Raw genomic sequence first — 25825 nt, 5'->3', positions numbered from 1 at the left:
ACATCGGCCCCGATGAGCAGCTGCTCATCGGGGCCGATGTTTCACGTGAAACGCTGGTGACGCCTGGCGGCTACCGCCGCAACAGGCCAGGATCCTGGGGGGCCATGAGATCGAGGATCCGGTTGAGGTCCTCGACCGACGCGAACTCGACCGTCAGGCGCCCCTTGTTCTTCCCCAGGTCGACCTTGACGCGCGTCTCGAACCTGTCGGAGAGACGCGAGGCCAGCTCGTCGATCGCTGCGCTGCGCTGCCCCGGACGGGGCGTCCGCTCGACCGGGCGCTTGGCGTCCAGTCCCCCGAGAGCGACGATCTCCTCGGTGGCCCGCACGGAGAGCCCCTCGGACACGATCCGCTGTGCGAGGCGTTCGATCTCCGCGCCGTCGGTCAGCCCCAGGAGGGCGCGAGCGTGACCCGCCGACAGCACTCCCGCAGCCACCCGTCGCTGGACCAGCGGCGGAAGGCGCAGCAGACGGAGGGTGTTGGAGATCTGCGACCTGCTCCGGGAGATTCGGCTGCCGAGCTCCTCATGGGTGCACCCGAAGTCGTCGAGGAGCTGCCGATACGCGGCCGCCTCCTCCAGGGGGTTCAGGGCGCTGCGGTGGAGGTTCTCGAGGAGCGCGTCGCGCAGCAGGTCTGCGTCCTCGGTCTCGCGGATGATCGCGGGGATCACGTCGAGGCCGGCGGCCTGCGTCGCTCTCCACCGACGCTCACCCATGATGAGCTCGTACCCGCCGGCGTTCTCGGGGTCGCGGCGAACCACGACCGGCTGAAGAACCCCGATCTCGCGGATCGAACCGACGAGCTCGTCGAGCTCACCCTCGTCGAAGACCGTGCGCGGCTGTCGAGAGTTCGGCCGGATCAGCCCGACGGGCAGCTCGGCGAAGGTCGCACCAGGGACCGGCAGGAGGCCGTCCTCTGCCGGCGCCGTGTCCTCGCTGCTCGACTGCGGGGTTTCACGTGAAACATCCGCCTCCGCTTCACCAGGAACCGTGGAGTCCGTCTCCTCTGCTGTCGACTCCTCCGGTTCCTGCGTGTCCTTCCCCGGGCCCGCCGCATCCTTCGGGGAGGCCGCCTCAGGCTCCGTCTCCACGTCCGCGGGCAGCGAGGTCGGCGAGTCCGCCTCAGGCCGTTCGATCGTGAGCACGGAGGTAGCGGGCTCCGCTGGCTCCGCTCCCCCGGCTTCGACGGCGACCCGCTGACCACCTGCCTCGGCGACGCGCGGTGCCGAGGGGAAGAACACGTCCACGGGGCGCTCTCGCTCAGGACTCGTCGGGATCAACGCCCCGAGTCCACGGCCGAGTCCACGGCGCTTCTCACTCATCGTGCATCCTCCTGATAGCTAGGCAGCACTGCCCATCGCTCGGCGAGGTAGTTCTGCCGCGAGACGTTGCGAGACGCTCCGTCGACGGGTTGAACAGACAAAGGCTGAGGACGACCGCGGTCGGCAACCTCCCGCGCTGCTTCGAGATAGGCCAAGGCGCCCGTGGAGCTCGGGTCGTAGGTGATGACGCTCTGACCGTGACTCGGCGCTTCCGAGATCCGCACCGAGCGAGGGATCGACGTCTTGAGAGTCTGTTCGGGGAAGTGCTCGCGGACCTCGGCGGCAACCTGTTGCGCCAGGTTGGTCCGACCGTCGTACATGGTCAGCAAGATGGTCGAGACGTGGAGCTGCGGATTCAGGTGCGCCTTGATGAGCTCGATCGTCTTGAGGAGCTGGCTGAGTCCCTCCAGTGCGTAGTACTCGCACTGGATGGGGATCAGCACCTCGCGGCCCACCACGAAGGCGTTGACCGTCAGCAGCCCCAGGCTCGGAGGGCAGTCCACCAGCACGTAGTCGATGGGCTCGAGGCCCTGTTCGACGCGCTCGGCCAGGAAGTCGTCCACAGCCTTGCGAAGCCGTGTTTCACGTGAAACCAAGGACACGAGCTCGATCTCTGCGCCCGACAGGTCGATCGTCGCCGGTACGCACCACAGGCTCGGGAGGTCGGGGCACTGCTGCACCGCGGAGGACAGGGGTGCGCCGTCCACGAGCACCTCGTAGACCGAGGGCGTGCCTGCTCGATGCTCGACCCCCAACGCGGTCGAGGCATTCCCCTGCGGGTCGTTGTCGATCACGAGCACGTTCAGACCCGCCTGCGCCAGGCCGGCAGCCAAGTTGACCGTGGTGGTCGTCTTGCCGACTCCGCCCTTCTGGTTCGCGATCGTGATGACGCGCGTCGACGCCGGACGTGGGAACCGTCGCCCTTGAAGGTCGATCCGACGACGCGCATCGATGGTGAGCTGCGCGGCGAGCGGCGTGTCCTCGTCCATCTCCGGAAGGCTCGCCATCAGGGCTTCCCGGCGGTCCTGATCGAAGCGGGACGAGGACACCGAGTCGACAGGGGCTTCACGTGAAACATCCCTCAGGCTCATCCTGTCCTGCGCCTGGCCCGGACCGTCCTGTTGCTCGTCGGAACTCTCCGTCACGCCCATCTCCCTCACTTGACCTACTACAGCATGCGCTCCGTGGCAGCCTCATTCGTGGACCGTCGAACGCGTGTCGTGCCGGGGTTCTGGCTACCCGAGACCATGCGTCGACGCACCACTTCCCCGAGCCACCCTATGTGCTGCGCACCACTGGTGGTGTGATCAGTCCCGCTGGACATCGGGTGGTTCGGCGAGCGAGGCGGGCGAGGCGCGATCCGGACGCAACGCTCAGAACTGGGCCGGTGTCCGCCGGACGCGGAGCACGGTGGTGGGCTCGACGCCCTCGATGCTGAACGCTTCCAGAATCTCCGGCTCCTCGGTCTTGTACTTCCGAAGCACCTTGCGCGCGGGCTCGATCTCCTGCGTGACGTTGCGCCCCTTGAGCACGACCATCTCTCCCCCGCGTTCCACCAACGGGAGCGACATCCGGGCAAGCTTCTCCAAGGCAGCGACCGCACGCGAGGTGACGGCCTCGCACTGGAACGCGCCGTGATACTCCTCGGCACGACCGCGCTTCACCTCGACGTTGGCCAGGCCGAGCTCCTCGATCACCTCGGACAGCCAGACGCACCGGCGCTCCATCGGTTCGATCAGCAGGACCTCGGCCTCCGGTCGCATCGCGGCGATCACGATGCCCGGGAGTCCGGCCCCAGATCCGATGTCGGCGATGGTGCCGGTCTCAGGAAGGAACTGGACGACCGCCGCAGAGTTGAGGATGTGCCGGTCCCAGATGCGCGAGACCTCGCGAGGACCGATCAGCCCCCGGAGCTCGCCCTGATCGCGCAACATCTCGGCGAACCGAGCGACAAGCGGGTACGCGCTGCCGAAGTAGGTCTTCACCTCCGGCGAATCGGCGAGTGTTTCACGTGAAACATCGCTCTCAGCAGCGTCGCTCGTCTCGTTGGCCATCTACTCCTCTTTCGATACTCGAGTACTCACCGGCAAACGTCGGTTCCTCACCGACAGCCTGGCACCCCATGGTGTCATGTCTCGCGGCCACACGGCGGAATGCCCACTCCCGGTACTGCGTCGCGTCCACGACCGTCTCGTTCAATCACTCGCATCTGCCTCCCGTGCCGACGTCCGGTCCGTGACCGCTCCCTTGGGCAGCGTCCGTCGGGGACGGGACCCCGGCGGCATCACGGAACGCGCCGCGGACAGACCAGCCCGACACGTGAGTCGAACCGGTCCCCCCGGACCTGGACGGTGCATCACTGTCGTCGGGCGTGCGGGCCGCCGACCACTCGGCTCGACGGCCATCGGACATCTGCCCCGGCTCCCTCGTGAGACACCACGGATGACAGCCGATGGGTACTGCCGCTGTGCTCGACCTGGCGCCCTGCACGCGTCACGCGGACCGTGGCACACGGACCGTCGCACGCGGCGGAGGGCAATCGGCACTCGGCGCACAGGACCCGGAACTGACGACGCAGCGCCCGGGCGCGCCAACGCCGGACGCTGGACAGCGCCGGTCGCCCAGTCGTCACGAGACCCGGGTTGTCGGCCCCTGTCGCCACCCAGCGAACCGTCGAGCATCGTCAGTCCCCCGCTGGATCTGATGGGCGCGTCAGGGACCCTCGACCGGGGCCACCATTGCTCAGAGAGAGGCTGCGGACGGCGGCCCCCGCAGGGGTGCCGCATGGCGCTCAGCGAGCCCTGTTCCCCGGCGTAGCCCGCCGTCCGTCGTCGACCCTGCCCGCGCACACGCGGAAGCCCCTCGCCCCCGTGGCATCGCCGCTCCCCCGTCGCACAGAGAAACGGCCGCCAGATGGTTCACGTGAAACATCAGGCGGCCGTCTGTGGTGCGGACGATCAGGAGGCGTCTGCAGGCCGGATCACGACGTATCGCTCGGGGTCCGTCCCCCGAGAGTCGCTCGTGAGCCCCGCGGCCGCGACGACGTCGTGCACGACCTTGCGCTCGAAGGCGTTGAGAGGTTCCATCGAGAGCTCTTCACCCGACTCGCGCACGGTCGCGATGGCCGTGGTCGCGATCTCGGTCAGCTCGACCTTGCGCTGAGCCCGGAAACCGGCGATGTCGAGCATCAGTCGGCTTCGTTCGCCCGTCCGGGCCTGGACAGCCAGGCGGGTGAGCTCCTGGAGCGCGTCGAGGACCTCCCCTTCCTTGCCGACCAGGTGGCGCAGCGAGGCGGGCTCGTCGGCGACGATCTCGAGCGCGGCACGACCGTGGTCGATGTCGATGTCGATGTCCCCGTCGAGGTCTGCGATGTCGAGGAACTCCTCGAGGTAGTCAGCAGCAACCTCGCCCTCTTCCTCGAGGCGCGTCATCTCGTCGGGCGCTTGGTCTTCGGCAGCGGGTGCGTCGGTCGACGACATGCTGACTCCTTGGAGGTGGTCGGGAGAACCCGGGTCGGGAAGGATCCTCGGTGCTCTCGGAACAGGACTGGGGCTACTTCTTCGGCTTCTTCGGCTTCGAGGAACCCGAGCCGGTTCCCTTGGGCTGACCGTCGGTCTCGTCGGTGACGGGCGCGTCCTCGACCTGGTCCGCGGGCGCAGTGGTTCCCGTGATCACGCGGGGAGTGCCCGGCTTCCGGCGATCCTTGCGCTTGGGCTGCTGCCGCTGGCCGCGGGGCTGCTCGATGACGGGGGCCGCATCTTCGACGATGCCCTTGGCCGCCGCCTTGCGTGCCTTGCGCTCCTTCATGAGGCGCTCGGCCTCGGAGCCCGGGGCCGGCATGCGCTTGATCGTGTAGAACTGCTGGCCCATGGACCAGAGGTTGGTAGTGGTCCAGTAGACGAGGACACCAACGGGGAAGTTCACGCCCGAGACGGCGAAGATGAAGGGGAAGACGTAGAGCATCATCTTCTGCGTCGACGCCATGGGGCCCTCGAGGGCCGACTTCGGCATGTTCTTCATGGTCAGCTGACGCTGCGTGAAGAACGTCGTGGCGCACATCGCGACGATGAGGGCGCCGATGACGATCTTCGCCTGCACGTCGTCGGTCTTGAGGAAGATGTCCGAGAGGTGCGCACCGAAGAGCGATGAGCTCTCGATGTCGCTCGCGACGCTCGCGTCGATCGGCCCGATCGCCTTGGCGTCGCCGTTGGAGATCGGCACCAGGCCGTTGAGCACGCGGAACAGGGCGAAGAAGATCGGCGACTGCAGCAGGATCGGCAGGCAGGAGGCGAACGGGTTGGTCCCGTGCTTCTTGTAGAGCTCCATGGTCTCGCGGCTCATGGCCTCGCGGGACGCCGGGTCGGACTTGCCCTTGTACTTCTTCTGGATCGCCTGCATCTCGGGCTGCAGCATCTGCATGCCGCGGGAGGCCTTGATCTGCTTGAAGAACAGCGGGATCAGGAGGATACGGATGATGATCACGAGCCCGACGATCGAGAAGACCCAGCCGAGCCCCGGTCCGTCGCCCATGCCCAGGAACACGAGCCCCTGGTGGCACAGGTACATGATCCACGCGACCGCCCACTCGATCGGCGCGAGGAACGCGAAGAAGTCCATCCGTACTACTCCCTAACCTTCAACAAACTGGGTCCTGACCGACGTCGCCGGCAGGAGGACTAGTGCGAGTGCTTCCTCGGCGCCTCGGGGACGTCGTCGACGCCTCCCTTGCTCCAGGGATTGCATCTCAGCAGCCGCCACACGGCGAGCCGTACTCCGCGCAACGCACCGTGTCGTCGTATCGCGACGAGCGCGTACTGCGAGCACGAGGGGTAGTACTTGCAGGTGGGACCGGTCATCGGGGAGATCACGCTCTGATATCCCCGGATGAGCCCCACGAGCACGAGCATCGGAACTCGCCGGACGAACCGCCACGACCGCACGCCCCACCCGGGCGAGGCGACCGCGGGGCGGTCCACCTGGGCGGTCGCGCTCACGGCTCGGCCCTCCGGCGGTCCCACTGGGCCACTGCTCGCGCGAGGCAGGACGCGAGGTCCTGCTCGAGCCGGGAGTAGTCGCTGTCGGCGGAGGCCGGGAGGGCTCGCACGACGACCCGTGTCCGTGGGGGCAGCGCTTCGAGGTACGCCGAGGACGCAGCGCGCAGGCGCCGCTTCACCTGGTTGCGGTGAACCGCGTTGCCGACGGCCTTGGATACGACAAAACCGACCTGTGGTGGTTCTTCTCCCCCAGGATCCTGGGCGAGATGAACCACCACGGTCGATCGTCCCGCGCGCACGCCACGTCGCACCGCCCGCTCAAAATCTACGGAACGGCGCAAGCGGTGCGCCGCGGGTAGCACCTGCTGTCAGGCAGAGAGCTCGGCGCGGCCCTTGCGACGACGGGCTGCCAGGATGGCGCGGCCGGCGCGGGTGCGCATACGCAGCCGGAAACCGTGGGTCTTCGCACGGCGCCGGTTGTTCGGCTGGAAAGTCCGCTTGCTCACGAGGTACTCCAAGAACGTCGGGGAGGTACACCGTCTATGTCCTCGACGATGCAGTGCTACAGCTGGAAGAGATGCAGTTCTGCATCCCAGCCGCCCGTGTACCCGCCACGATCAGTCCGTGGATTCGCCCCCGTGAGGGCGCGCGAAAGTACCTGGAACGGCTGTATGACGTTACGCCGGGGACCCCCCTCGGGTCAAACCCAGGTACTCAGCGCCGAGCCTGTCATGATATGTCGCGCAGCAGGCGATACGTCTACCCTGGTCATGGGACCGTGGGCGCCGGCCGGGGCACCAGACCGCCTGGCGTGCGCCGACGGCGCAGCAGGCCCGAGAGGGCCGGAGTGCTTCCGAGCATCCCCACAGGTTGTGGAAAACTATGTGGATAACGTGCCGGCGTGGCACACTCCAGACTGATCCCCCCGCATCACGCCCCGCCCGACGACGAAGGAATCACCTGGTGTCCAACCCTGACGAGAACATCGCTGACGTCTGGGCCCAGACCATCGCCGTCCTCGAGGCCAGTCCCGACATGACGCCGCGGCAGATCGCGTTCATCAAGCTTGCCAAGCCTCTGGCGATCCTGGACGACACCGTCTTCATCGCCGTGCCGCACGAGCAGACGCGAACCTACCTGGAGACCCGGGTCCGGGACGAGCTCGTCTCGGCGATGGCCGGCGCCCTCGGCCGGGACGTCCGGTTCGGGATCACGGTCGACCCCGAGCTCGCGGCCGAGCCCCCCTCGCCCGCCGCTCTCACGGCGAGCGTGCCGGACCAGCCTCTTCCCATGCCCGTGCGCGTCGAGCCCGAGCGTGAGCGGATGCTCCCCGCCCCGGCGCAACAGCGCCCGCACGCCGAGCCGACCCGGCTGAACCCGAAGTACATCTTCGAGACCTTCGTCATCGGTTCGTCGAACCGGTTCGCCCACGCGGCCGCCGTCGCCGTCGCGGAGGCACCCGCCAAGGCGTACAACCCGCTGTTCATCTACGGCCAGTCCGGTCTGGGCAAGACCCACCTGCTGCACGCGATCGGGCACTACGCGCACAACCTGTACCCCAACGTGCGCGTGCGGTACGTGAACTCGGAGGAGTTCACGAACGACTTCATCAACTCGATCGGTGAGGGCAAGGCAGGGGCGTTCCAACGGCGCTACCGCGACGTCGACGTCCTCCTCATCGACGACATCCAGTTCCTGCAGGGCAAGGAACAGACGATGGAGGAGTTCTTCCACACGTTCAACGCGCTGCACAACGCCAACAAGCAGCTCGTCATCACCTCGGACCTGCCCCCCAAGCAGCTCAACGGCTTCGAGGACCGGCTGCGCAGCCGGTTCGAGTGGGGCCTCATCACCGACGTCCAGCCTCCGGACCTCGAGACCCGTATCGCGATCCTCCGCAAGAAGGCGGCGAGCGAGCGCCTGGCGGTCCCGACCGACGTCCTGTCGTACATCGGGTCCAAGATCTCGACGAACATCCGCGAGCTCGAGGGTGCGCTGATCCGAGTCACGGCGTTCGCGAACCTGAACCGGCAGCAGGTGGACCTGGCGCTCGCCGAGATCGTCCTCAAGGACCTCATCACCGACGACGACGCCTCGGAGATCACCCCGGCGAGCGTCATCGCGCAGACCGCGGCCTACTTCGGTCTGACCATAGAAGATCTGTGCGGCAGCTCGCGCTCGCGTGTGCTGGTGACCGCGCGCCAGATCGCCATGTACCTGTGCCGCGAGCTCACCGACCTCTCCCTGCCCAAGATCGGCCAGCAGTTCGGTGGACGCGACCACACGACGGTCATGCACGCGAATCGCAAGATCACGGAGCAGATGGCTGAGCGTCGTTCGACGTACAACCAGGTGACCGAGCTGACGAGCCGCATCAAGCAGCAGCACCGGGGCTGACCTTCGTCCCGTGCTCGTCGGGGGACCAGGCCGGCAGAGGCGAGGCCTGGCCACGTGCCCGCGGCTCCTGTCCCGGTCCGGCCTGGAGCCGTGTGCCGCGGGCTCCTCCGTCCGTCGCCCTGCCGTGCTGACGTAGCGCCTCCGCAGCTCCTTCCTCGTCGTGGGGTGACCGCCTGGCGGTCTAGCGCGAACCAGCGCCGTCCAGCGCGGCCCCGCACCGTCTCCCCGTCCCGAGGTCACCCCGCGCCGCGCTCGTCTGGTCCGGTCCCGGGACGTCCCGATCCCGGGACGCAAGGACGGCCCAGGTTCGCCGGCCGTCAGCCCTGTGTGACGACGGGGTCCACGCGCGTCGTCGCACGTCCAGGGTCTGTTATGCACCTTATGCGGCTTAACTGTGGATGAAATCTCGTCCGGCGCTCGACACTGTGCACAGACGCCCCGACGACGTCGCTCACCCTGTTCACAACTGGCTGAGCCGTCCGCGAGGATGCACAGGCTGTCGGAACCGATGTGTACAAGTAGCTGTGGATACGACGTCGTCCCCATGGTTGTCCACAGCGCCTGGGGGTATGTCCACCACTCACCCTCGATCGTCCCCAGATCGGTGGTCCTGCGTCCCCAACAGGCTGTGTACAGGGCACTCTGTGCTGTGTACAGATCAGGTGGAGGCCGCGCTCCCCCACAACCTTGTGCACCTACCTGTGGATAACTGTGGATGAAGGGGCACATCGTGTGGACAGAGGAGGTGCCGTCGGTGGACGGCGATCTGTGGACAACTCGCCGTCAACAGTGCCTGCGATTTACCCACAGGTTCGTACCCGGCTCGTCCACACGCAGAACATGCCTCTGACCTGCGAAGAGACCCGTTTTCCACACTTTGCACAACACCGATGACTACGACGAATGATCTCTAAGAGGAAAAATCCACACGCCTTCATCTGGTGCCGCGCCGTTCGAGCTGCCTCAAGTCGCAGGTGTGACCGCAGTCACAGCACGTGCGTCCGAGAGCCCGGGCAGGACCAGGATCACCCGAGATCCACAGAGCGTGCCAGAGGTACCGGGCAGGGCCACGACTCGCGTAGGGTTCATGCGGGCACGACGACCCGAACAGGTCTCGTCCTCCCCGACGGTGAGGAGGTCGACGCGACGAACCGCGACGTGCGGTCTTCATGCACGAGCGAACTCACCCCTGTGTACCGCGCGGTCGGGTGCCTGACATGTGAAGATCGATCCATGGACGAGAGGGTGTGGGATGAAGTTCCGGGTTGAGCGTGATGTCCTGGCCGACGCAGTGACCTGGACGGCCCGTACGTTGCCGACACGGCCGCCGGCGCCCGTCCTCGCAGGGGTGCGGATCGAGGCCGACGCGATCGGCACGATCGGGCTGTCGAGCTTCGACTACGAGGTCTCCGCACGGTCCGAGATCCCGGCCGAGGTCGTCGAGCCGGGCACCGTCCTCGTGTCGGGCCGGCTCCTCGCCGAGATCTCGCGCGCCCTGCCGGCCAAGCCGGTGGACTTCGCGGTCGAGGGCAACAAGGTGATCGTGACGTGCGGTGCGAGCCGCTTCACGCTGCTCACGATGCCCGTGGAGGACTACCCCGCGCTGCCCGCCATGCCGGAGCTTTCCGGGACGGTCTCGGGCGACGAGCTGACGCACGCGGTCGCCCAGGTGACGGTCGCGGCGAGCCGTGACGACACGCTGCCGCTCCTGACGGGCGTGCGCATGGAGATCGACGGCGAGCGCATCACGCTGCTCGCGACGGACCGCTACCGTCTCGCGCTGCGCGAGCTCACGTGGACCCCGTCGTCCCCCGACTTCAACGCGGTCGCCCTGGTACGTGCCCGCACGCTCAACGACGTCGCGAAGTCCCTCGGCAGCTCGGGTCTGGTCAACGTGGGCCTCACGGCCGGCTCCGGCGTGGACCTCATCGGTTTCGAGGCGGGCGGGCGCCACACGACGTCGCAGCTCGTCGACGGCGACTACCCCGCGGTGCGTCGCCTCTTCCCCGACGAGACCCCGATCCACGCCGTGATGGCGACGGCACCCCTGATCGACGCGGCCAAGCGCGTCTCGCTCGTCGCGGAGCGCAACACCCCGATCCGCCTGTCGTTCACGGACGGTCAGGTCGTGCTCGACGCCGGCCAGGGCGACGACGCGCAGGCGTCCGAGGCCCTCGAGGCGGTCCTGGTGGGTGAGGAGATCTCGGTCGCCTTCAACCCGCAGTTCCTGCTCGACGGGCTGGGGGCCCTGGGGACGGACTTCGTCCGCCTGAGCTTCACGCACCCCAACAAGCCGGTCGAGTTCACGGGCCAGGAGTCGCTGGACGGCGAGGACTCCTCGCACTACCGCTACCTGCTGGTCCCCATCCGGTTCGCGAGCTAGCAGCGGCGGGACGAGCCCTACGGCACGGAGGTACGCCATGGTCATGCACATCGGTCTGGTCGGTCTGGGCAAGATGGGCGCGAACATGCGCACCCGTCTGCGCGCGGGCGGCATCGAGGTCACGGGCTTCGACCGCAACCCGGAGGTCTCGGACGTCGCCTCGATCGCCGAGCTCGTCGCGGCGCTGCCCGCGGGCCGGCGGTTCGTGTGGGTCATGGTGCCGGCGGGTGACGTCACGCGCGGCGTCGTGACCGAGCTGGGGGACCTCCTGTCGGAGGGCGACGTCGTGATCGAGGGCGGCAATTCCCACTTCTCGGACGATGCGGCGCACGCGGCACAGCTCGCCCCGCGAGGAGTCGGCTACCTCGACGTCGGGGTCTCGGGCGGCGTCTGGGGCCTCGAGAACGGCTACGGCCTCATGGTGGGCGGTGACGCGGCGCTCGTGGAGGCCGCGATGCCGGTCTTCGACGTGCTGCGCCCCGAGGGCCCGCGCGACGAGGGCTTCGTCCACGCCGGTGCGGTGGGGGCGGGGCACTACGCGAAGATGGTCCACAACGGCATCGAGTACGGCCTCATGCAGGCCTACGCCGAGGGCTACGAGCTGCTCGAGGCCAAGGACATCGTGACGGACGTGCCGGGCACCCTGAAGGCCTGGACACGGGGCACGGTCGTCCGGTCGTGGCTGCTCGAGCTCCTGGTCAAGGCCCTCGAGGAGGACCCGGAGCTGGGCGAGATCAGCGACTGGGTCGAGGACTCGGGCGAGGGCCGGTGGACCGTGGACGAGGCGATCGACAGCGCGGTCCCGCTCCCGGTGATCTCGGCCGCCCTCTTCGCGCGCTTCGCGTCGCGCCAGGGGGCGTCGCCCGCGATGAAGGCCGTGGCGGCGCTGCGCCAGCAGTTCGGCGGTCACGCCGTGAAGCCCGCGGGCGGCTCCTGAGGCCGTCGTGTCCCGCGCCCGACGGCGTCGCGCGCCCGGTCGTCCGTCGCACCGCGGAGCCTGCACACTGGTGGGGAACGTCGCCCGGTGCCTCGTCCCCCGCCCTGTCCACACCCTGTGGGCGGTCGCACCGCAGAGCGACGACCGACCTCTCGACCCGACGCCGTAGGACCTGATGTACATCTCTCACCTCTCGCTCGTGGACTTCCGCTCGTACCCGTCCGTCGACCTCGAGCTCGAGCCGGGCGTCAACGCCTTCGTGGGCCCCAACGGGCAGGGCAAGACGAACCTCGTCGAGGCGATCGGCTACGTGGCGACCCTGGGGAGCCACCGGGTGCCGTCGGACGCAGCACTCGTCCGGGCGGGCGCCTCGCGGGCCCTGGTCCGGGCACGGATCGTCCGTGGCGACCGCGCGAGCACGGTCGAGATCGAGATCGCCGCGGGCAAGGCGAACCGGGCACGGATCAACCGGGCGCCCGCGGGCAAGCCGCGTGACGTGCTCGGCATCGCCCGGACGGTGCTGTTCGCGCCGGAGGACCTCGCCCTGGTCAAGGGGGACCCGGACGGTCGTCGGCGCTTCCTCGACCAGCTCGCGGTGCTCCTGGTCCCCCGCTTCGCGGGGGTCCTGAGCGACTACGACCGGGTCCTGCGCCAGCGCAGCGCGCTGCTCAAGTCCGCGGGCGGGGCGATGCGTGCCTCGCGCTCGTCGACGCCGGACCTGCGGACGCTCGACGTGTGGGACGCCAAGCTCGCAGCCACGGGCGCGGAGATCGTCGCGCTGCGGCTCGAGCTGGTGGCGGCGCTCCAGCCGTACACGGCCGCGGCGTACGAGCAGGTCAGCTCGGGGCAGGGCGAGGCGCACATCGCCTACCGGTCCTCGGTGGCGGCCGCGCTGGAGGACGGGAGCGACGCCGTCGGGCAGGAGGCCGGGCCACGGACCGTCGAGGCCCTCGAGGCCCAGCTCCTCGAGGCCATGGCCGCGGTGCGGAAGAAGGAGATCGAGCGCGGGGTGTGCCTCGTGGGGCCGCACCGGGACGACCTCGTGCTGACCCTCGGCGGCCTGCCCGCCAAGGGGTACGCGAGCCACGGGGAGTCGTGGTCGTTCGCGCTCGCGCTGCGCCTCGCGTCGTACCGGCTCCTCACGGACGGCGCACCGGAGGCGGCCGGCTCGCTCCTGTGGTCGCCGGACTGGGGGCCCGACGGCGAACCCGTCCTCCTGCTCGACGACGTGTTCGCGGAGCTCGACGTGCGCCGCCGCAACCGGCTCGCGGACCTGGTCGCGGGCGCCCACCAGGTCATCATCACGGCGGCCGTCCCGGAGGACGTGCCAGAGCAGCTCTCGGGTCTGCGGCTCGACGTGCTCGACGGCACGGTGACCCGTCGTGCGTGACGTCGAGCGGCCGGAGGAGGGCGACGCGGCCCGTGAGGACGACGAACCGACGCGTCCTGCGGGGCTGCCCGTCGGGGAGGTCGTGGACCTGACGCCCCCGGCGCAGGTCGCGCGCGAGGCGCTCAACCGGGCACGCGCCGCGGCGCGGGCGAAGGGCATCCGTCCGGGACAGCCCTCGCGGCGGGTCCTGGCGGACCCTCCCCCGTCGAGCGGCGCCCGGCCGGGGGGACGCGACCCGCAGACGTTCGGTGCGGTCGTCCAGCGGCTGCTGCACGAGCGCGGATGGGTCCAGGACGTGTCGGTCGGCGGGGTGATCGGGCGGTGGCGCGAGGTGGTCGGCGACCAGGTCGCGGACCACTGCGAGCCGGAGACGTTCGAGGACAAGGTGCTCGTCGTGCGGGCGGACTCGACCGCGTGGGCCACCCAGGTGCGTCTGCTGACGCCCCGGCTGCTCGAGCGCCTGGCCCAGGAGGTCGGCGAGGGCGTCGTCGAGACCGTCACGGTCCTGGGGCCGACGGGGCCCAGCTTCCGGCGTGGCCCGAAGTCGGTCCGGGGACGTGGACCGCGCGACACGTACGGCTGATCCCGGTGCCCGGTTCGCCCGAGTTTGTCCACAGGCGGACCCGCTGGTTCCGCCTCGGCGGCGGACAGATTCACCACCCTGTGGAGAACCTTGTGGAGAACTTGCCGGGAAGGGCCCCTGATCCGCTGTTTCGGCCACCTCCCGGGTAGAATGGAGAGGTCATTCCGGGTACCTCCGCGAGCACCGAACCGGTGCACCGTGCGAGCCGGAACCGATGAGCCGTGCAGCGATCCTCCCCAGCGGGTGAACCTGTCGCGTGCATGATGACGAGGAGCGCTTCCGCCCGTGGCAGAGCACACAGACAACGTCCCTTCGAGCCTGCCCCCGGAGAGCGGTGGAGGTCCGGGCCTGGACCGGGATCCCTCGGGTGGCACGTACGACGCGAGCAACATCACCGTCCTCGAGGGGCTCGAGGCCGTGCGCAAGCGGCCCGGCATGTACATCGGCTCGACCGGTGAGCGCGGGCTCCACCACCTCGTGTACGAGGTTGTGGACAACTCTGTGGACGAAGCCCTCGCGGGGTACGCCGACACGATCGACGTGACACTTCTGGCCGACGGAGGTGTACGGGTCTCGGACAACGGCCGCGGTATCCCTGTCGCGATGCACCCGACCGAGGGCAAGCCCACGGTCGAGGTCGTCATGACGATCCTCCACGCCGGCGGGAAGTTCGGGGGCGGCGGGTACGCGGTCTCGGGCGGCCTGCACGGCGTGGGCATCTCGGTCGTCAACGCGCTCTCGCGCAAGGTGGAGACCGTCATCCGGCGCGACGGCCACGTGTGGAGCCAGAACTTCAAGGACGGCGGCAAGACCGACGGACCGCTCGTCCAGGGCGAGGCGACCACGGAGACCGGCACGACGCAGACGTTCTGGCCGGACCCGGAGATCTTCGAGACGACCGAGTTCGACTTCGAGACGCTGCGCTCGCGCTTCCAGCAGTACGCGTTCCTCAACAAGGGGCTGCGCATCACGCTCACGGACGAGCGCCGCCAGTTCCTCGACACCGACGACGAGGTCACGGGCCAGGTCGCCGACCCGTCGGAGGACCTCGTGGCCGCACCCGAGGGCGACGAGGAGTTCAAGCCCCGCGTGGTCTCGTACAAGTACGACGACGGTCTCGTGGACTACGTCCGGCACCTCAACTCGGCCAAGAAGGTCGAGCTGATCCACGACCAGATCATCGACTTCGAGTCCGAGGACAAGGAGCGGCGCATCTCCGTGGAGATCGCGCTCCAGTGGACCAGCGCCTACTCCGAGTCCGTGCACACGTTCGCGAACACCATCTCGACGACCGAGGGCGGCACGCACGAGGAGGGCTTCCGTGCGGCCATGACGTCCCTGGTCAACGAGTACGCGCGGGCCAAGTCCATCATCAAGGAGAAGGACGACAACCTCACGGGCGACGACATCCGTGAGGGCCTCACGGCCGTCCTGTCGATCAAGCTCGGCGAGCCCCAGTTCGAGGGGCAGACCAAGACCAAGCTGGGCAACACCGAGGCCAAGTCGTTCGTCCAGCGCGTCGTGCGCTCGCAGCTCACCGACTGGTTCGACTCGCACCCGACCGAGGCCCGCGACATCATCCGCAAGGCGATCCAGGCCTCGCAGGCCCGCCTGGCCGCCCGCAAGGCCCGCGAGGCGACGCGGCGCAAGGGGCTCCTCGAGTCCGGCGGCATGCCGGGCAAGCTCAAGGACTGCCAGTCGAACCGTCCGGAGGAGTGCGAGGTCTTCATCGTCGAGGGCGACTCGGCAGGCGGCTCGGCGGTCCGTGGGCGCAACCCGCACAACCAGGCGATCCTCCCGCTGCGAGGGAAGATCCTCAACGTCGAGCGCGCGCGCCTCGACCGTGCGCTGGGCAACAACGAGGTCCAGGCCCTCATCACGGCGTTCGGTACGGGCATCGGCGAGGACTTCGACATCGCCAAGCTGAGGTACCACAAGATCGTCCTGATGGCGGACGCCGACGTCGACGGGCAGCACATCTGCACGCTGCTGCTGACGCTCCTCTTCCGCTACATGCGCCCGCTCATCGAGCACGGTCACGTGTACCTCGCGCAGCCGCCGCTGTACCGCCTCAAGTGGTCCAACGCGCCGCACGACTACGTGTACTCGGACCGGGAGCGCGACGCGTTCCTGCTCGAGGGGCAGGCCGCGGGCAAGCGCATCCCCAAGGAGAACGGGATCCAGCGCTACAAGGGTCTGGGCGAGATGGACTACTCGGAGCTGTGGGACACGACCATGGACCCCGAGCACCGCACGCTCAACCAGGTCACGCTCGACGACGCCGCTGCCGCGGACGAGATCTTCTCGATCCTCATGGGCGAGGACGTGGAGTCGCGACGCAACTTCATCCAGCGCAACGCCAAGGACGTGAGGTTCCTGGACATCTAGCGTGCGGTCGTGGTCGGTGCCACGGAGCGGTCGGGTCCTCGACCCGGCCGCTCGCGGCGCCCGGCCCGACCCCGGGCCGGGGTCTCGACCCGGGCCCGGACCCGGCACAGCCACCCGCGCCGGCGGACCGTCCGAGAGGGCGGGACCCGCGGCCCGGGCACAGGCTCCGTGCCACGACGACTCAGCTTCACCACTCAGCAGGACCACGACAGGACGAGGTAGACGACGGTGACGGACGAGACTCCCGAGCAGGACGAGAACCAGGGAACCCTCCCCGGGGACGGGACCGAGGCGGCGCTGGGGGCCGACGGCACGGTCGCCGTGCACCACGGCCGGATCGCGCAGGTGGACCTGCAGCTCGAGATGCAGCGCTCGTACCTCGACTACGCGATGAGCGTCATCGTGGGCCGTGCGCTGCCGGACGTGCGTGACGGGCTCAAGCCCGTGCACCGTCGCGTCCTGTACGCGATGCACGACGGCGGCTACCGCCCCGACCGTGCGTTCTCCAAGTGCAGCCGTGTCGTCGGCGACGTCATGGGCAAGTTCCACCCGCACGGCGACACCTCGATCTACGACGCCCTGGTGCGCCTGGTCCAGGACTGGTCGCTGCGCTACCCGCTGGCCGCCGGGCAGGGGAACTTCGGCTCCCCGGGCAACGACCCCGCGGCAGCGCCGCGATACACCGAGTGCCGCATGGCGCCGCTGGCCACCGAGATGGTCCGGGACATCGACAAGGAGACGGTCGACTTCCAGGACAACTACGACGGCCGGACGCAGGAGCCCGTCGTCCTGCCCTCGCGCTTCCCGAACCTGCTGGTCAACGGCTCGGCCGGGATCGCCGTCGGGATGGCCACGAACATCCCGCCGCACAACCTCCGTGAGGTCGCGGACGGCGTGAAGTGGCACCTGGAGCACCCCGAGGCCTCCAAGGAGGAGCTGCTCGAGGTCCTGCTGACCAAGATCAAGGGCCCGGACTTCCCGACGGGCGCCACGATCCTGGGCCACAAGGGCATCGAGGAGGCGTACCGCACGGGCCGCGGCTCGATCACGATGCGCGCGGTCGTCAACGTCGAGGAGATCCAGAACCGGATCTGCCTCGTCATCACCGAGCTGCCCTACCAGGTCAACCCGGACAACCTGGCGCTGCGCATCGCGGACCTGGTCAAGGACGGCAAGGTCCAGGGCATCGCGGACATCCGTGACGAGACCTCGGGTCGTACGGGCCAGCGCCTGGTCGTCGTGCTCAAGCGCGACGCGGTCGCCAAGGTCGTCCTGAACAACCTGTACAAGCACACGTCGCTCCAGGAGAACTTCGGCGCGAACATGCTCGCCCTGGTCGACGGGGTGCCGCGCACGCTGAGCATCGACGCGTTCGTCCGGCACTGGACGACGCACCAGATGGACGTGGTCATGCGCCGCGCCCGGTTCGACCTGCGTGCCAAGGAGGAGCGGGCCCACATCGTCCGTGGCTACCTCAAGGCGCTCGACGCCCTCGACGCGGTCATCGCGCTCATCCGCGGGTCGGCCACGGTCGAGGACGCGCGCGAGGGGCTCATGGCCCTCCTCGAGGTCGACGAGGTCCAGGCACGCGCGATCCTGACGCTCCAGCTGCGGGCACTCGCGGCCATGGAGCGGCAGAAGCTCATCGACGAGTACGCCGAGCTCGAGGCAGCGATCAAGGACCTCAACGACATCCTGGCCCGGCCCGAGCGCCAGCGTCAGATCGTGGGCGAGGAGCTCGAGGAGATCGTCGCGCGGTACGGCGACGAGCGCCGGACCACGATCCTGCCGTACGACGGCGAGGTCTCGATGGAGGACCTCATCGCCGAGGAGGAGGTCGTCGTCACGATCACGCGCGGCGGCTACGCCAAGCGCACGCGCAGCGACAACTACCGCCAGCAGAAGCGTGGCGGCAAGGGCGTGCGGGGTGCGCAGCTGCGCGAGGACGACATCGTCGACCACTTCTTCGTGACGACGACGCACCACTGGCTCCTGTTCTTCACGAACCTCGGCCGGGTGTACCGGGCCAAGGCGTACGAGCTGCCCGAGGGCGGCCGGGACGCCAAGGGGCAGCACGTCGCGAACCTGTTGGCGTTCCAGCCGGGCGAGAAGATCGCGCAGGTCCTGGACATGCGCGACTACGACGCGGCCGAGTACCTGGTGCTCGCGACGCGTCGTGGCCTCGTGAAGAAGACGCGCCTGTCGGAGTACAACTCGCCCCGTTCGGGCGGTCTCATCGCGATCAACCTGCGCGAGGACGAGGAGGGCAACACCGACGAGCTGGTCTCGGCCCGTCTCGTGGACGCGACGGACGACCTGATCCTGGTCTCGCGCAAGGGCCAGTCGATCCGCTTCACGGCCGACGACGAGGCGATGCGTCCGCTGGGGCGCTCGACCTCGGGTGTCACGGGCATGAAGTTCCGCGACGAGGACGACCTGCTGGCCATGGACGTCGTCCGTGACGATGCGTACCTGTTCACGGTCACGGAGGGCGGGATCGCGAAGCGGACCCAGCTCACCGAGGACAACTACCGGGTCCAGGGCCGCGCAGGGTTCGGCATCAAGGTGGCGAACCTGCCCGAGCGCAACGGTGACCTGGTCGGCGCCCTCGTGGTGGACGACGACGACGAGGTCCTCGTGATCATGGAGCGGGGCAAGATCGTCCGTTCGTCGGTCGACGAGGTCAAGCCCACGGGCCGCACGTCGCAGGGCGTCATCTTCGCCAAGCCGGACAAGAACGACAAGATCATCGCCGTTGCCCGTAATGTCGAACGTCGGCTGGGAGAGGATCGGGATACCGTGGACGAGGACGCGTCCGAGCAGGGGCAGTCCGAGGTCGCCTCTCCCGCCAGCACGACCGGGCAGGAGGCTTCGTCGGAAGCGGCCCCCGGAGCCACCGAGGATGGTAGATGAGCAGCGAGAAGAAGTCCCCGCCGACGATCGTGCCGAAGGTGGTGCCGCCACGTCCTGACGAGGTGACGAGCACCGCCACCCGCCCACCGGCGAGCAACGGCACCGCACGGACCGCAGGGGGCGGGACGACCAACGGTGCGCAGCCCGGGGCGAGCGCCCCGGTGCCGCCGCCACCTCCGACGACCGGCGCTGCGCCGTCGGGCGGGACGGTGGCGAGCGGCGAGCCCGTGCCGCCGCCGCCCTCGGCCGGCTCGACCGCACGGTCCGGCGCGCTCAAGGCGGCTGCGGCCGCCATGGCGACCGCCAAGGCTGCTGCCAAGAAGCTGGCGGAGCCCGCCCCGGCGCCCACGCCGACCAAGCAGAGCGAGAAGTCCTCCGACGAGATCGACGACCGGACGGTGCCACGAGTGACGACCAACTCGACCAGCACGGGGAAGCCTTCCGTGGGCGAGACCCGGGAAGTGCCTGCGATGCACTACACCGCGGCAGGGTTCAGCGGATCGGCGAGCCCCGTCACGGGCAGCACGCCGGCGACCGGCGAGGCGCAGCCCGGGACCGGTGCGACGCCCGCGGCGCGCCCCGCTGACGGCCCTCGCCGGGTGCGGCTCGCGATCTCGCGCGTCGACCCCTGGTCGGTCATGAAGCTGTCGTTCCTGCTGGCCGTGGCGATCGGGATCATGACGGTCGTCGCGACGGCGGTCCTGTGGACGGTCCTGGACGGCATGGGCGTCTTCACCGAGACCGATGCGCTGATCCGCAGCATCGTCGGCGAGGAGTCGAAGGTCGACGTCCTGCAGCTCGTGGAGTTCAACCGCGTGGTCGCGCTGTCGACCTTGATCGCGATCGTGAACATGGTGCTCATCACAGCGCTGTCCACGATCATGGCGTTCATCTACAACATCGTCGCGGCGATGGTGGGCGGAATCCACCTGACCCTGACGGACGACTAGGACATAACGCACCATACCGGGACGTCGTCCGGAGGCCCTGACAGGGCGTCGGAGCACGTCGGACGATGTCCCGGTTTGGGCGCACCCCGAGAAGTGCGGTAGTCTCAAGCGCTGCCGCAGCACAGCAAGGGCCTATAGCTCAGACGGTTAGAGCGCTTCCCTGATAAGGAAGAGGTCAGAGGTTCAAGTCCTCTTAGGCCCACTGCAGGAAACCCACCCGAGGGGGAACGTCATGAAGAAGTTCTTCGCACTGCTGCTCGTTGCCGGCGCCGGATTCTTGATCTGGCGCAAGGTGTCCGAGGACAACAACGAGCGCGATCTCTGGGCAGAGGTCACCGACACCTTCGAGTGACGGCCTCTGTGAGGTAGTTCCGCACGATCTGGGGCCATGGCGCAATTGGTAGCGCACCTGCTTTGCAAGCAGGGGGTTGGGGGTTCGAGTCCCCCTGGCTCCACAGCACGAACAGGCCGTCGGCCGGGTACAGCACCCGGACGGCGGCCTTTCGCGTGCCCGCAGCAGGACGTCTCGCCGCCAGGCCGTGGCGGTGCACCGGCACCCGCCCGACGGGCTCCGTGGCGCCCCCTCGACGACGAAGGCCCCGACCCGAGGTGATCGGGTCAGGGCCTTCGTGCTGCGGGCGCTGGTGCGCAGTGCGTGCGTCAGACGGTCGGCTTCGTGTCGTCGCCGGCCGCGTCGCCCTCGCTGCCCGACGGCGCAGCGTCCTTGGCGCGGCTCGTCGCCTTGCGCGTGGCCTCCTTGGCCTCGCTCACGGCGTCCTTGGCCTTGCCCGTGATCTTCTCACCGGCGTCCGTGACGGCCTCCTGCACCTTGCCGGTCGTCTCGCGGCCCTTGGCGACAGCGACGCCCGCAGCCTCGCCCACCGCCTCGGCGGCGTTGTTGACGGCCGCACGGGCGTCCTCGAAGGTCGAGGCGGGGACCTGGTCCCAGGGCTCGGCCCAGGGGTCGGTCGTGGGCTGCGCGCGACGCCACAGGACGTAGGCACCGCCAGCGGCCGTGACGCCGCCCACTACCCACCACAGCGCCTTGCTCTTCTTCTGCGGGTCGGCCTTGTCCGCAGCGGCGGTGAGCCGTGCGGGGGCGGCCTTGGCTGCCTTCTTCGCGGAGGCGGCCGAGGAGTCGATGCCGCGCTTGGCAGCCTTCGCCGCCTTCTTGGCGGTCTTCCTCGCGGCCTTCTTGGAGGCAGTGCCGGCGGCGACCGCGGACGCGGCCGTGGCGGCGGCAGCGGCCTCCACGTTGCGGGACGCGGAGTCCGCGGCGGCAGCCGCAGCAGCGTTGAAGCTCGCGACGATCTTGGGCAGGACCTCGTCCACGAGCTTGTCGTGAGCCGTGTCGATCGCCGGACCGGCCTTCTCGGCGGCCTTCTCGACCCGGGGAGCCGCGGCCTGCAGGCTGTCCTGCCACGCCTTCTCCAGGCGGGGCGTGACCCACTCGACGAAGGCCTCGACCTTGGGCTGTCCCCAGTCCTTGGTCTGCCCTGCGAGGTGGGCCGCCGAGCTCTGTGCCTTGGTGCCCGCCTCGCCGACGAGCGCGGCGAGCTCTGCGGCCTGATCCTTGATCTTCTCGGAGTCGATCGACGAGAGAGTGTCGTTCACGGCTCGAGCGGAACGGCGGGTGCGGTCGGACATGGAGCCTCCTGGTGTTCGCAGTGCTGGTCAGGGTCGCTGGGACTCCACTCTGCCACCGCGCCTGGGGACCCGCGAGGCAAGCGCGCCGGTGGGTTCGGCGCGAGAACGGGCGACTCGCCGACGCCACAGCACGTCATGTGAGAATGAAGCCATGTTCGCAACCCTCCACACCACTGCTGGTGACATCCGTATCGAGCTCCTGCCGAACCACGCGCCCAAGACGGTGGCGAACTTCACCGGACTGGCGAAGGGCACCACGACCTGGACGGACCCGCGCACGGGCGCCGAGAGCAACGCTCCGTTCTACGACGGCCTCATCTTCCACCGCGTGATCCAGGACTTCATGATCCAGGGCGGCTGCCCGCTGGGCACCGGTACGGGTGGTCCTGGCTACACGTTCAACGACGAGATCCACCCCGAGCTGCAGTTCGACCGCCCGTACCTGCTGGCCATGGCCAACGCGGGTTCGCGTCGCAACCCGGTCTCGGGCGAGGTCGAGGGCACCAACGGGTCCCAGTTCTTCATCTCGACGATCCCCACGCCGTGGCTCAACGGCAAGCACACGATCTTCGGCGAGGTCGCGGACGACGAGTCCCGCGCGGTCGTGGACGCGATCAACGCGACCCGCACCCGCCCGGGCGACCGCCCGGTCGAGGACATCGTCATCACCTCGGTCACCATCGAGGACTGACCATCTCCGTCCCCGCCTTCGGGACACCGGGGCCGGCGCAGCCGGCCCCGGTGTGTCCCCGACACCCCGACCGCGTCTCCTACGTCCGCTGCCAGCGCTGCGGCCGTCCGGCCTGCCCCGAGTGCCAGCGTCCGGCCGCGGTGGGCATCCAGTGCGTCGACTGCGTGCGCGAGCAGGCGAGGTCCGCACCGCAGACGAAGACGGCCCTCGGCGGGACCGTCCGGACGGGGCGCCCGGTCGTCACGCTGACGATCATCGCCCTGTGCGTCGTGAGCTGGCTGCTCCAGCGGTTCACGGGGGGCGAGTGGACCCAGCTGCTGGCGTTCGCACCGTTCATCGGCGACGTGCAGCCCTACCGCTTCCTGACCGCGGCGTTCCTGCACTCCTCGAGCGTCTTCCACATCCTGTTCAACATGTACGCGTTGTGGATCACCGGGCCCTTCCTGGAGCAGATGCTCGGGAGGGCGCGCTTCATCGCGCTGTACGTGCTCGCGGCCGTCGGCGGGTCGGTCGGCGTCGTGCTGCTGGCGCAGCCCACGATCGACGGCGGGTGGTTCACACCGGTGGTCGGTGCGTCGGGCGCCGTGTTCGGGCTCTTCGGGGCGATCCTCGTCGTCCTGCGCCGACTGGGCCGCAACGCCGCCCAGATCCTGGTGCTGATCGGGATCAACTTCGCGATCGGCTTCATGATCGACAACATCGCGTGGCAGGCGCACCTGGGCGGGCTCGTCGTGGGACTCGTGCTCGGGGCCGGCTACGCATATGCCCCGAAGGAACGCCGCAGGCTGTGGAGCGTGGGCATCACGGTGCTGGTCGCGGCCGTCCTGCTCGTGCTCACGGTGCTCAAGTACGCGTCGGCCCCGGCCTTCATGCTGTCCTGAGCCGATTACTCGACCTCGAATAGTTATCCACAGAGTTACTCACACCTGTGGAACTACACCCGTGTAGTTATCCACAGGGTGAGTGGATCTGTGGACGGCGGGCCGCCGAGACCGACTGGGCGAGGACACCGGGCCCTCGCCCGGTCGGGCTACTTCCAGCGGGTCGTCAGGACGAACCCGGCGATGATGAACGAGAAGCCGATCGCCAGGTTCCACTGCCGGATCGCCGGGATCGGCAGGCCCAGACCGTTGCTGGTGAGGTAGTAGAGGACGATCCACGCCAGACCCACCAGCATCAGGGTCAGCATCGTCGGTACCAGCCAGCGGGGGTTGCCGGTCTCAGGCTTCTTCACCTGCGGGGGCTTCACCTTGACGGGCTTCTTGCGGGACTTCGACTCGGGCACGAGAGCTGGCTCCTGTCCTCGGTTTGCGCGTTCCTGGCACGGGTGGTGTGCAGGAGCTGTGTCGGGTGGGACGAAGCGACTGCGCGCGACGTCGTGAACGGCAACGCCATTCGACGTCTAGCGTAGTGGGCGGACAGAATAGCCGTGTGCACGGTGAGGCGGAGGTGAGCCAGTGAGCCAGGACGAGGGGAACGTCGACATGACCCGCAGCGGGCCAGAGGGCGTCGACGGCCGTGAGACGCCCGGTGACGGCGCGCCGGCCGCGGCAGGAGGGATCCTCTCGCGTGGTCGACGTGTCCGGTCCGGCGTCACCGTCCTCCTGGTCCTCGCGCTCTCGGGGCTGATGTTCACCGCGAGCGCGCGCCTGGCACGCAACCAGGACGGGCGGCACCCGCAGAACCTCACGGAGCTCGTGCAGAGCGAGGAGCGCCGCGTCAAGAGCATGACGGAGAAGGTGGTCCAGCTCGAGGTCGAGGTGACCGGTCTCGCCGAGGAGCTGGCCCCCACCGAGGTCGCCGCTCCGGAGGACGTCGTCAACACGGGGATCGTGGCCGGCTCGATGCCGCTCACGGGTCCGGGCCTCAGCGTCACGCTCGACGACGCGCCGCCGACCCAGCTGGGTCGCGGTGCGACGGTGGACCAGCTCGTGGTCCACCAGCAGGACCTCCAGGACGTCATCAACGCGCTCTGGGCCGGCGGGGCCGAGGCCATGACCCTCCAGGGGCAGCGCGTCACCCCGACCACCGCCTTCCGCTGCGTCGGCAACGTGCTCAACCTGCACGGTCGTGTCTTCTCGCCGCCGTACACCGTCTCGGCGATCGGGAACACCGACGCGCTCCAGGCGTCGCTCGACCGGTCGCCGGCGATCGACCTCTACAAGGACTACGTCGACGCGTTCGGCCTGGGGTGGAAGGTCGAGAGGTCCTCCTCCTTGACCGTCCCGGCGTTCGAGGGCACGACGGACCTGCAGTACGCACGCGTTCCCGGTGCGAAGGACGATGCGTGACGCTCTGGTCCTGTGCCGTCCCGTGGTGGACGCGGTGACCGGCTCGGTGCGCCGGCGACGATGATGTACTGAGCACTGCGGCGCGGACGTGCCCGGGCCGGACCTCTCCGGGACCCGCTGCTGACCGTGCTCCCCGGGTGCCTCCTCCTCGCAGGGCGCACCCCTCCACAACGGAACGACAGTCGAAGGAACAGGTGGGTAAGGGATGGTCCGCATCCTCGTCGTGGACAACTACGACTCGTTCGTCTACACGATCGTGGGGTACCTGAACCAGCTGGGTGCCCGGACGGTCGTGGTGCGCAACGACGCCGTCCCTGCGGTCGGCGCAGACGGTCTGTTCCGGGACGACGACGGCGCGTTCGACGGCGTCCTCGTCTCTCCAGGCCCTGGCACTCCCGCGGAGGCCGGGCAGAGCGAGGAGGTCATCCGCGCCTGTGCGGAGTCGAGGACCCCGCTGCTCGGCGTCTGCCTGGGACACCAGGCACTCGCCGAGGTGTACGGCGCGACGGTCACGCACGCTCCCGAGCTCATGCACGGCAAGACGAGCCTGGTCGAGCACCAGGACGTCGGCGTCCTGGCCGGGCTCCCCTCCCCCTTCACGGCGACGCGCTACCACTCGCTCGCGGTCGTTCCCGAGACGGTCCCGGCGGAGCTGGTCGTCACGGCGACGACCGAGAGCGGGGTCGTCATGGCGCTCCAGCACAGGGACCTGCCGCTGCACGGCGTGCAGTTCCACCCCGAGTCCGTGCTGACCGAGGGCGGGCACCGTCTCCTGGCGAACTGGCTCCAGGCCTGCGGGGCGACCGACGCCGTCGAACGCTCGGAGGGGCTCGCGCCGCTCGTGCGCCGCTGAGGCGACCAGGCGCGTCCCCGGTGAGGCCGCGCACGGTGCTCGATCCCCGGGACGGGTGAGGGCCCGGCACCTCTCGGGGCCGGGCCC

General features: G+C 69.1%; 23 protein-coding genes and 2 tRNA genes. 15 read left to right on the top strand and 10 right to left on the bottom strand.

The window, feature by feature from the left end:
- Positions 1 to 70: 70 nt before the first annotated feature.
- The 8 genes from NHG27_RS11090 to rpmH form a co-directional block, all read right to left on the bottom strand.
- Complete coding sequence (locus tag NHG27_RS11090) at positions 71 to 1321, bottom strand: ParB/RepB/Spo0J family partition protein (RefSeq protein ID WP_497016331.1); 1251 nt, start codon at positions 1319 to 1321, stop codon at positions 71 to 73.
- The gene (locus tag NHG27_RS11085; RefSeq protein ID WP_497016369.1) at positions 1318 to 2328 is read right to left on the bottom strand and encodes a ParA family protein; all 1011 of its coding nucleotides are present in this window, start codon (positions 2326 to 2328) and stop codon (positions 1318 to 1320) included. Before NHG27_RS11085 ends, NHG27_RS11090 begins: the two co-directional genes overlap by 4 nt.
- A 366-nt stretch (positions 2329 to 2694) precedes the next feature.
- A complete protein-coding gene (gene rsmG / locus NHG27_RS11080) occupies positions 2695 to 3375 on the bottom strand; it encodes a 16S rRNA (guanine(527)-N(7))-methyltransferase RsmG (protein ID WP_193719481.1) in 681 nt (226 codons plus the stop codon).
- 903 nt (positions 3376 to 4278) lie between these two features.
- On the bottom strand, positions 4279 to 4800 hold the full coding sequence (locus tag NHG27_RS11075; protein ID WP_497016330.1) for a Jag family protein: 522 nt from the start codon (positions 4798 to 4800) through the stop codon (positions 4279 to 4281).
- A 73-nt stretch (positions 4801 to 4873) separates the two neighbouring features.
- Entirely contained in the window at positions 4874 to 5938 is a 1065-nt protein-coding gene (gene yidC / locus NHG27_RS11070) for a membrane protein insertase YidC (RefSeq protein WP_497016329.1), read from the bottom strand.
- 59 nt (positions 5939 to 5997) lie between these two features.
- The gene (gene yidD, locus NHG27_RS11065) at positions 5998 to 6228 is read right to left on the bottom strand and encodes a membrane protein insertion efficiency factor YidD (RefSeq protein WP_193719524.1); all 231 of its coding nucleotides are present in this window, start codon (positions 6226 to 6228) and stop codon (positions 5998 to 6000) included.
- An 83-nt stretch (positions 6229 to 6311) separates the two neighbouring features.
- Positions 6312 to 6677: a ribonuclease P protein component gene (rnpA, locus tag NHG27_RS11060; protein ID WP_193719484.1), complete on the bottom strand. Its 366-nt coding sequence runs from the start codon at positions 6675 to 6677 to the stop codon at positions 6312 to 6314.
- A 6-nt stretch (positions 6678 to 6683) separates the two neighbouring features.
- Positions 6684 to 6821 (bottom strand): 50S ribosomal protein L34, encoded by a 138-nt coding sequence (gene rpmH, locus NHG27_RS11055; protein WP_010849920.1) that lies wholly within the window; start codon positions 6819 to 6821, stop codon positions 6684 to 6686.
- Between the two features lie 457 nt (positions 6822 to 7278).
- Here rpmH and dnaA point away from each other — a divergent pair, with 457 nt between their 5' ends.
- The 11 genes from dnaA (at position 7279) to NHG27_RS11000 (ending at position 20711) form a co-directional block, all read left to right on the top strand.
- The gene (gene dnaA, locus NHG27_RS11050; protein ID WP_193719485.1) at positions 7279 to 8712 is read left to right on the top strand and encodes a chromosomal replication initiator protein DnaA; all 1434 of its coding nucleotides are present in this window, start codon (positions 7279 to 7281) and stop codon (positions 8710 to 8712) included.
- A gap of 1252 nt (positions 8713 to 9964) precedes the next feature.
- Positions 9965 to 11095, top strand: a complete 1131-nt coding sequence (gene dnaN / locus NHG27_RS11045; protein ID WP_193719486.1) for a DNA polymerase III subunit beta — start codon at positions 9965 to 9967, stop codon at positions 11093 to 11095.
- Positions 11096 to 11138: 43 nt separating this feature from the next.
- Complete coding sequence (gene gnd / locus NHG27_RS11040; protein ID WP_497016368.1) at positions 11139 to 12032, top strand: phosphogluconate dehydrogenase (NAD(+)-dependent, decarboxylating); 894 nt, start codon at positions 11139 to 11141, stop codon at positions 12030 to 12032.
- Positions 12033 to 12207: 175 nt separating this feature from the next.
- Entirely contained in the window at positions 12208 to 13422 is a 1215-nt protein-coding gene (gene recF, locus NHG27_RS11035; protein ID WP_193719487.1) for a DNA replication/repair protein RecF, read from the top strand.
- Positions 13415 to 14005, top strand: coding sequence for a DciA family protein (locus NHG27_RS11030; protein WP_497016328.1), 591 nt, complete (start codon positions 13415 to 13417; stop codon positions 14003 to 14005). Before recF ends, NHG27_RS11030 begins: the two co-directional genes overlap by 8 nt.
- Before the next feature lie 318 nt (positions 14006 to 14323).
- Entirely contained in the window at positions 14324 to 16393 is a 2070-nt protein-coding gene (gene gyrB, locus NHG27_RS11025; protein ID WP_193719527.1) for a DNA topoisomerase (ATP-hydrolyzing) subunit B, read from the top strand.
- Between the two features lie 228 nt (positions 16394 to 16621).
- A complete protein-coding gene (gyrA, locus tag NHG27_RS11020) occupies positions 16622 to 19306 on the top strand; it encodes a DNA gyrase subunit A (RefSeq protein WP_193719488.1) in 2685 nt (894 codons plus the stop codon).
- Entirely contained in the window at positions 19303 to 20256 is a 954-nt protein-coding gene (locus NHG27_RS11015) for a DUF3566 domain-containing protein (protein ID WP_497016327.1), read from the top strand. The genes gyrA and NHG27_RS11015 overlap by 4 nt, the downstream gene beginning before the upstream one ends.
- Positions 20257 to 20384: 128 nt before the next feature.
- Positions 20385 to 20458 (top strand) — tRNA-Ile (locus NHG27_RS11010).
- 30 nt (positions 20459 to 20488) lie between these two features.
- Entirely contained in the window at positions 20489 to 20608 is a 120-nt protein-coding gene (locus tag NHG27_RS11005) for a DLW-39 family protein (RefSeq protein WP_227748331.1), read from the top strand.
- A gap of 30 nt (positions 20609 to 20638) precedes the next feature.
- Positions 20639 to 20711: transfer RNA gene (locus NHG27_RS11000), tRNA-Ala, on the top strand.
- Between the two features lie 205 nt (positions 20712 to 20916).
- On the opposite strand, the gene NHG27_RS10995 is transcribed toward NHG27_RS11000, so the two are convergent.
- A complete protein-coding gene (locus NHG27_RS10995; protein WP_497016326.1) occupies positions 20917 to 21870 on the bottom strand; it encodes a hypothetical protein in 954 nt (317 codons plus the stop codon).
- Between the two features lie 184 nt (positions 21871 to 22054).
- Here NHG27_RS10995 and NHG27_RS10990 point away from each other — a divergent pair, with 184 nt between their 5' ends.
- Both NHG27_RS10990 and NHG27_RS10985 read left to right on the top strand, forming a co-directional pair.
- Positions 22055 to 22594: a peptidylprolyl isomerase gene (locus NHG27_RS10990; RefSeq protein ID WP_193719490.1), complete on the top strand. Its 540-nt coding sequence runs from the start codon at positions 22055 to 22057 to the stop codon at positions 22592 to 22594.
- A gap of 140 nt (positions 22595 to 22734) precedes the next feature.
- Positions 22735 to 23475 (top strand): rhomboid family intramembrane serine protease, encoded by a 741-nt coding sequence (locus NHG27_RS10985; protein ID WP_497016325.1) that lies wholly within the window; start codon positions 22735 to 22737, stop codon positions 23473 to 23475.
- 149 nt (positions 23476 to 23624) lie between these two features.
- Here the strand turns inward: NHG27_RS10985 and NHG27_RS10980 are convergent, their stop codons facing one another.
- Positions 23625 to 23879 carry a cell division protein CrgA gene (locus NHG27_RS10980; RefSeq protein ID WP_193719491.1) on the bottom strand — a complete coding sequence of 85 codons (255 nt, stop codon included), beginning with the start codon at positions 23877 to 23879 and terminating at the stop codon, positions 23625 to 23627.
- A 172-nt stretch (positions 23880 to 24051) separates the two neighbouring features.
- Here NHG27_RS10980 and NHG27_RS10975 point away from each other — a divergent pair, with 172 nt between their 5' ends.
- Together NHG27_RS10975 and NHG27_RS10970 are read left to right on the top strand one after the other, a co-directional pair.
- The gene (locus NHG27_RS10975) at positions 24052 to 24885 is read left to right on the top strand and encodes a DUF881 domain-containing protein (protein WP_321575342.1); all 834 of its coding nucleotides are present in this window, start codon (positions 24052 to 24054) and stop codon (positions 24883 to 24885) included.
- 205 nt (positions 24886 to 25090) lie between these two features.
- Positions 25091 to 25738 (top strand): aminodeoxychorismate/anthranilate synthase component II, encoded by a 648-nt coding sequence (locus tag NHG27_RS10970; RefSeq protein WP_497016324.1) that lies wholly within the window; start codon positions 25091 to 25093, stop codon positions 25736 to 25738.
- Positions 25739 to 25825 lie beyond the last annotated feature (87 nt).

This window comes from Oerskovia sp. 140933, from assembly GCF_059651515.1.
Note: the sequence above shows the minus strand (reverse complement) of the source record. Positions and strands in the feature narration are given on the sequence as shown.

Excerpts from the sequence above, each read along its gene's own strand:
- NHG27_RS11090 (WP_497016331.1), bottom strand. The coding sequence starts at position 1,321 with ATGAGTGAGAAGCGCCGTGGACTCGGCCGTGGACTCGGGGCGTTGATC.
- NHG27_RS11085 (WP_497016369.1), bottom strand. The coding sequence starts at position 2,328 with ATGGCGAGCCTTCCGGAGATGGACGAGGACACGCCGCTCGCCGCGCAG.
- rsmG (WP_193719481.1), bottom strand. The coding sequence starts at position 3,375 with ATGGCCAACGAGACGAGCGACGCTGCTGAGAGCGATGTTTCACGTGAA.
- NHG27_RS11075 (WP_497016330.1), bottom strand. The coding sequence starts at position 4,800 with ATGTCGTCGACCGACGCACCCGCTGCCGAAGACCAAGCGCCCGACGAG.
- yidC (WP_497016329.1), bottom strand. The coding sequence starts at position 5,938 with ATGGACTTCTTCGCGTTCCTCGCGCCGATCGAGTGGGCGGTCGCGTGG.
- yidD (WP_193719524.1), bottom strand. The coding sequence starts at position 6,228 with ATGCTCGTGCTCGTGGGGCTCATCCGGGGATATCAGAGCGTGATCTCC.
- dnaN (WP_193719486.1), top strand. The coding sequence starts at position 9,965 with ATGAAGTTCCGGGTTGAGCGTGATGTCCTGGCCGACGCAGTGACCTGG.
- gnd (WP_497016368.1), top strand. The coding sequence starts at position 11,139 with ATGCACATCGGTCTGGTCGGTCTGGGCAAGATGGGCGCGAACATGCGC.
- recF (WP_193719487.1), top strand. The coding sequence starts at position 12,208 with ATGTACATCTCTCACCTCTCGCTCGTGGACTTCCGCTCGTACCCGTCC.
- NHG27_RS11015 (WP_497016327.1), top strand. The coding sequence starts at position 19,303 with ATGAGCAGCGAGAAGAAGTCCCCGCCGACGATCGTGCCGAAGGTGGTG.
- NHG27_RS11005 (WP_227748331.1), top strand. The coding sequence starts at position 20,489 with ATGAAGAAGTTCTTCGCACTGCTGCTCGTTGCCGGCGCCGGATTCTTG.
- NHG27_RS10990 (WP_193719490.1), top strand. The coding sequence starts at position 22,055 with ATGTTCGCAACCCTCCACACCACTGCTGGTGACATCCGTATCGAGCTC.
- NHG27_RS10970 (WP_497016324.1), top strand. The coding sequence starts at position 25,091 with ATGGTCCGCATCCTCGTCGTGGACAACTACGACTCGTTCGTCTACACG.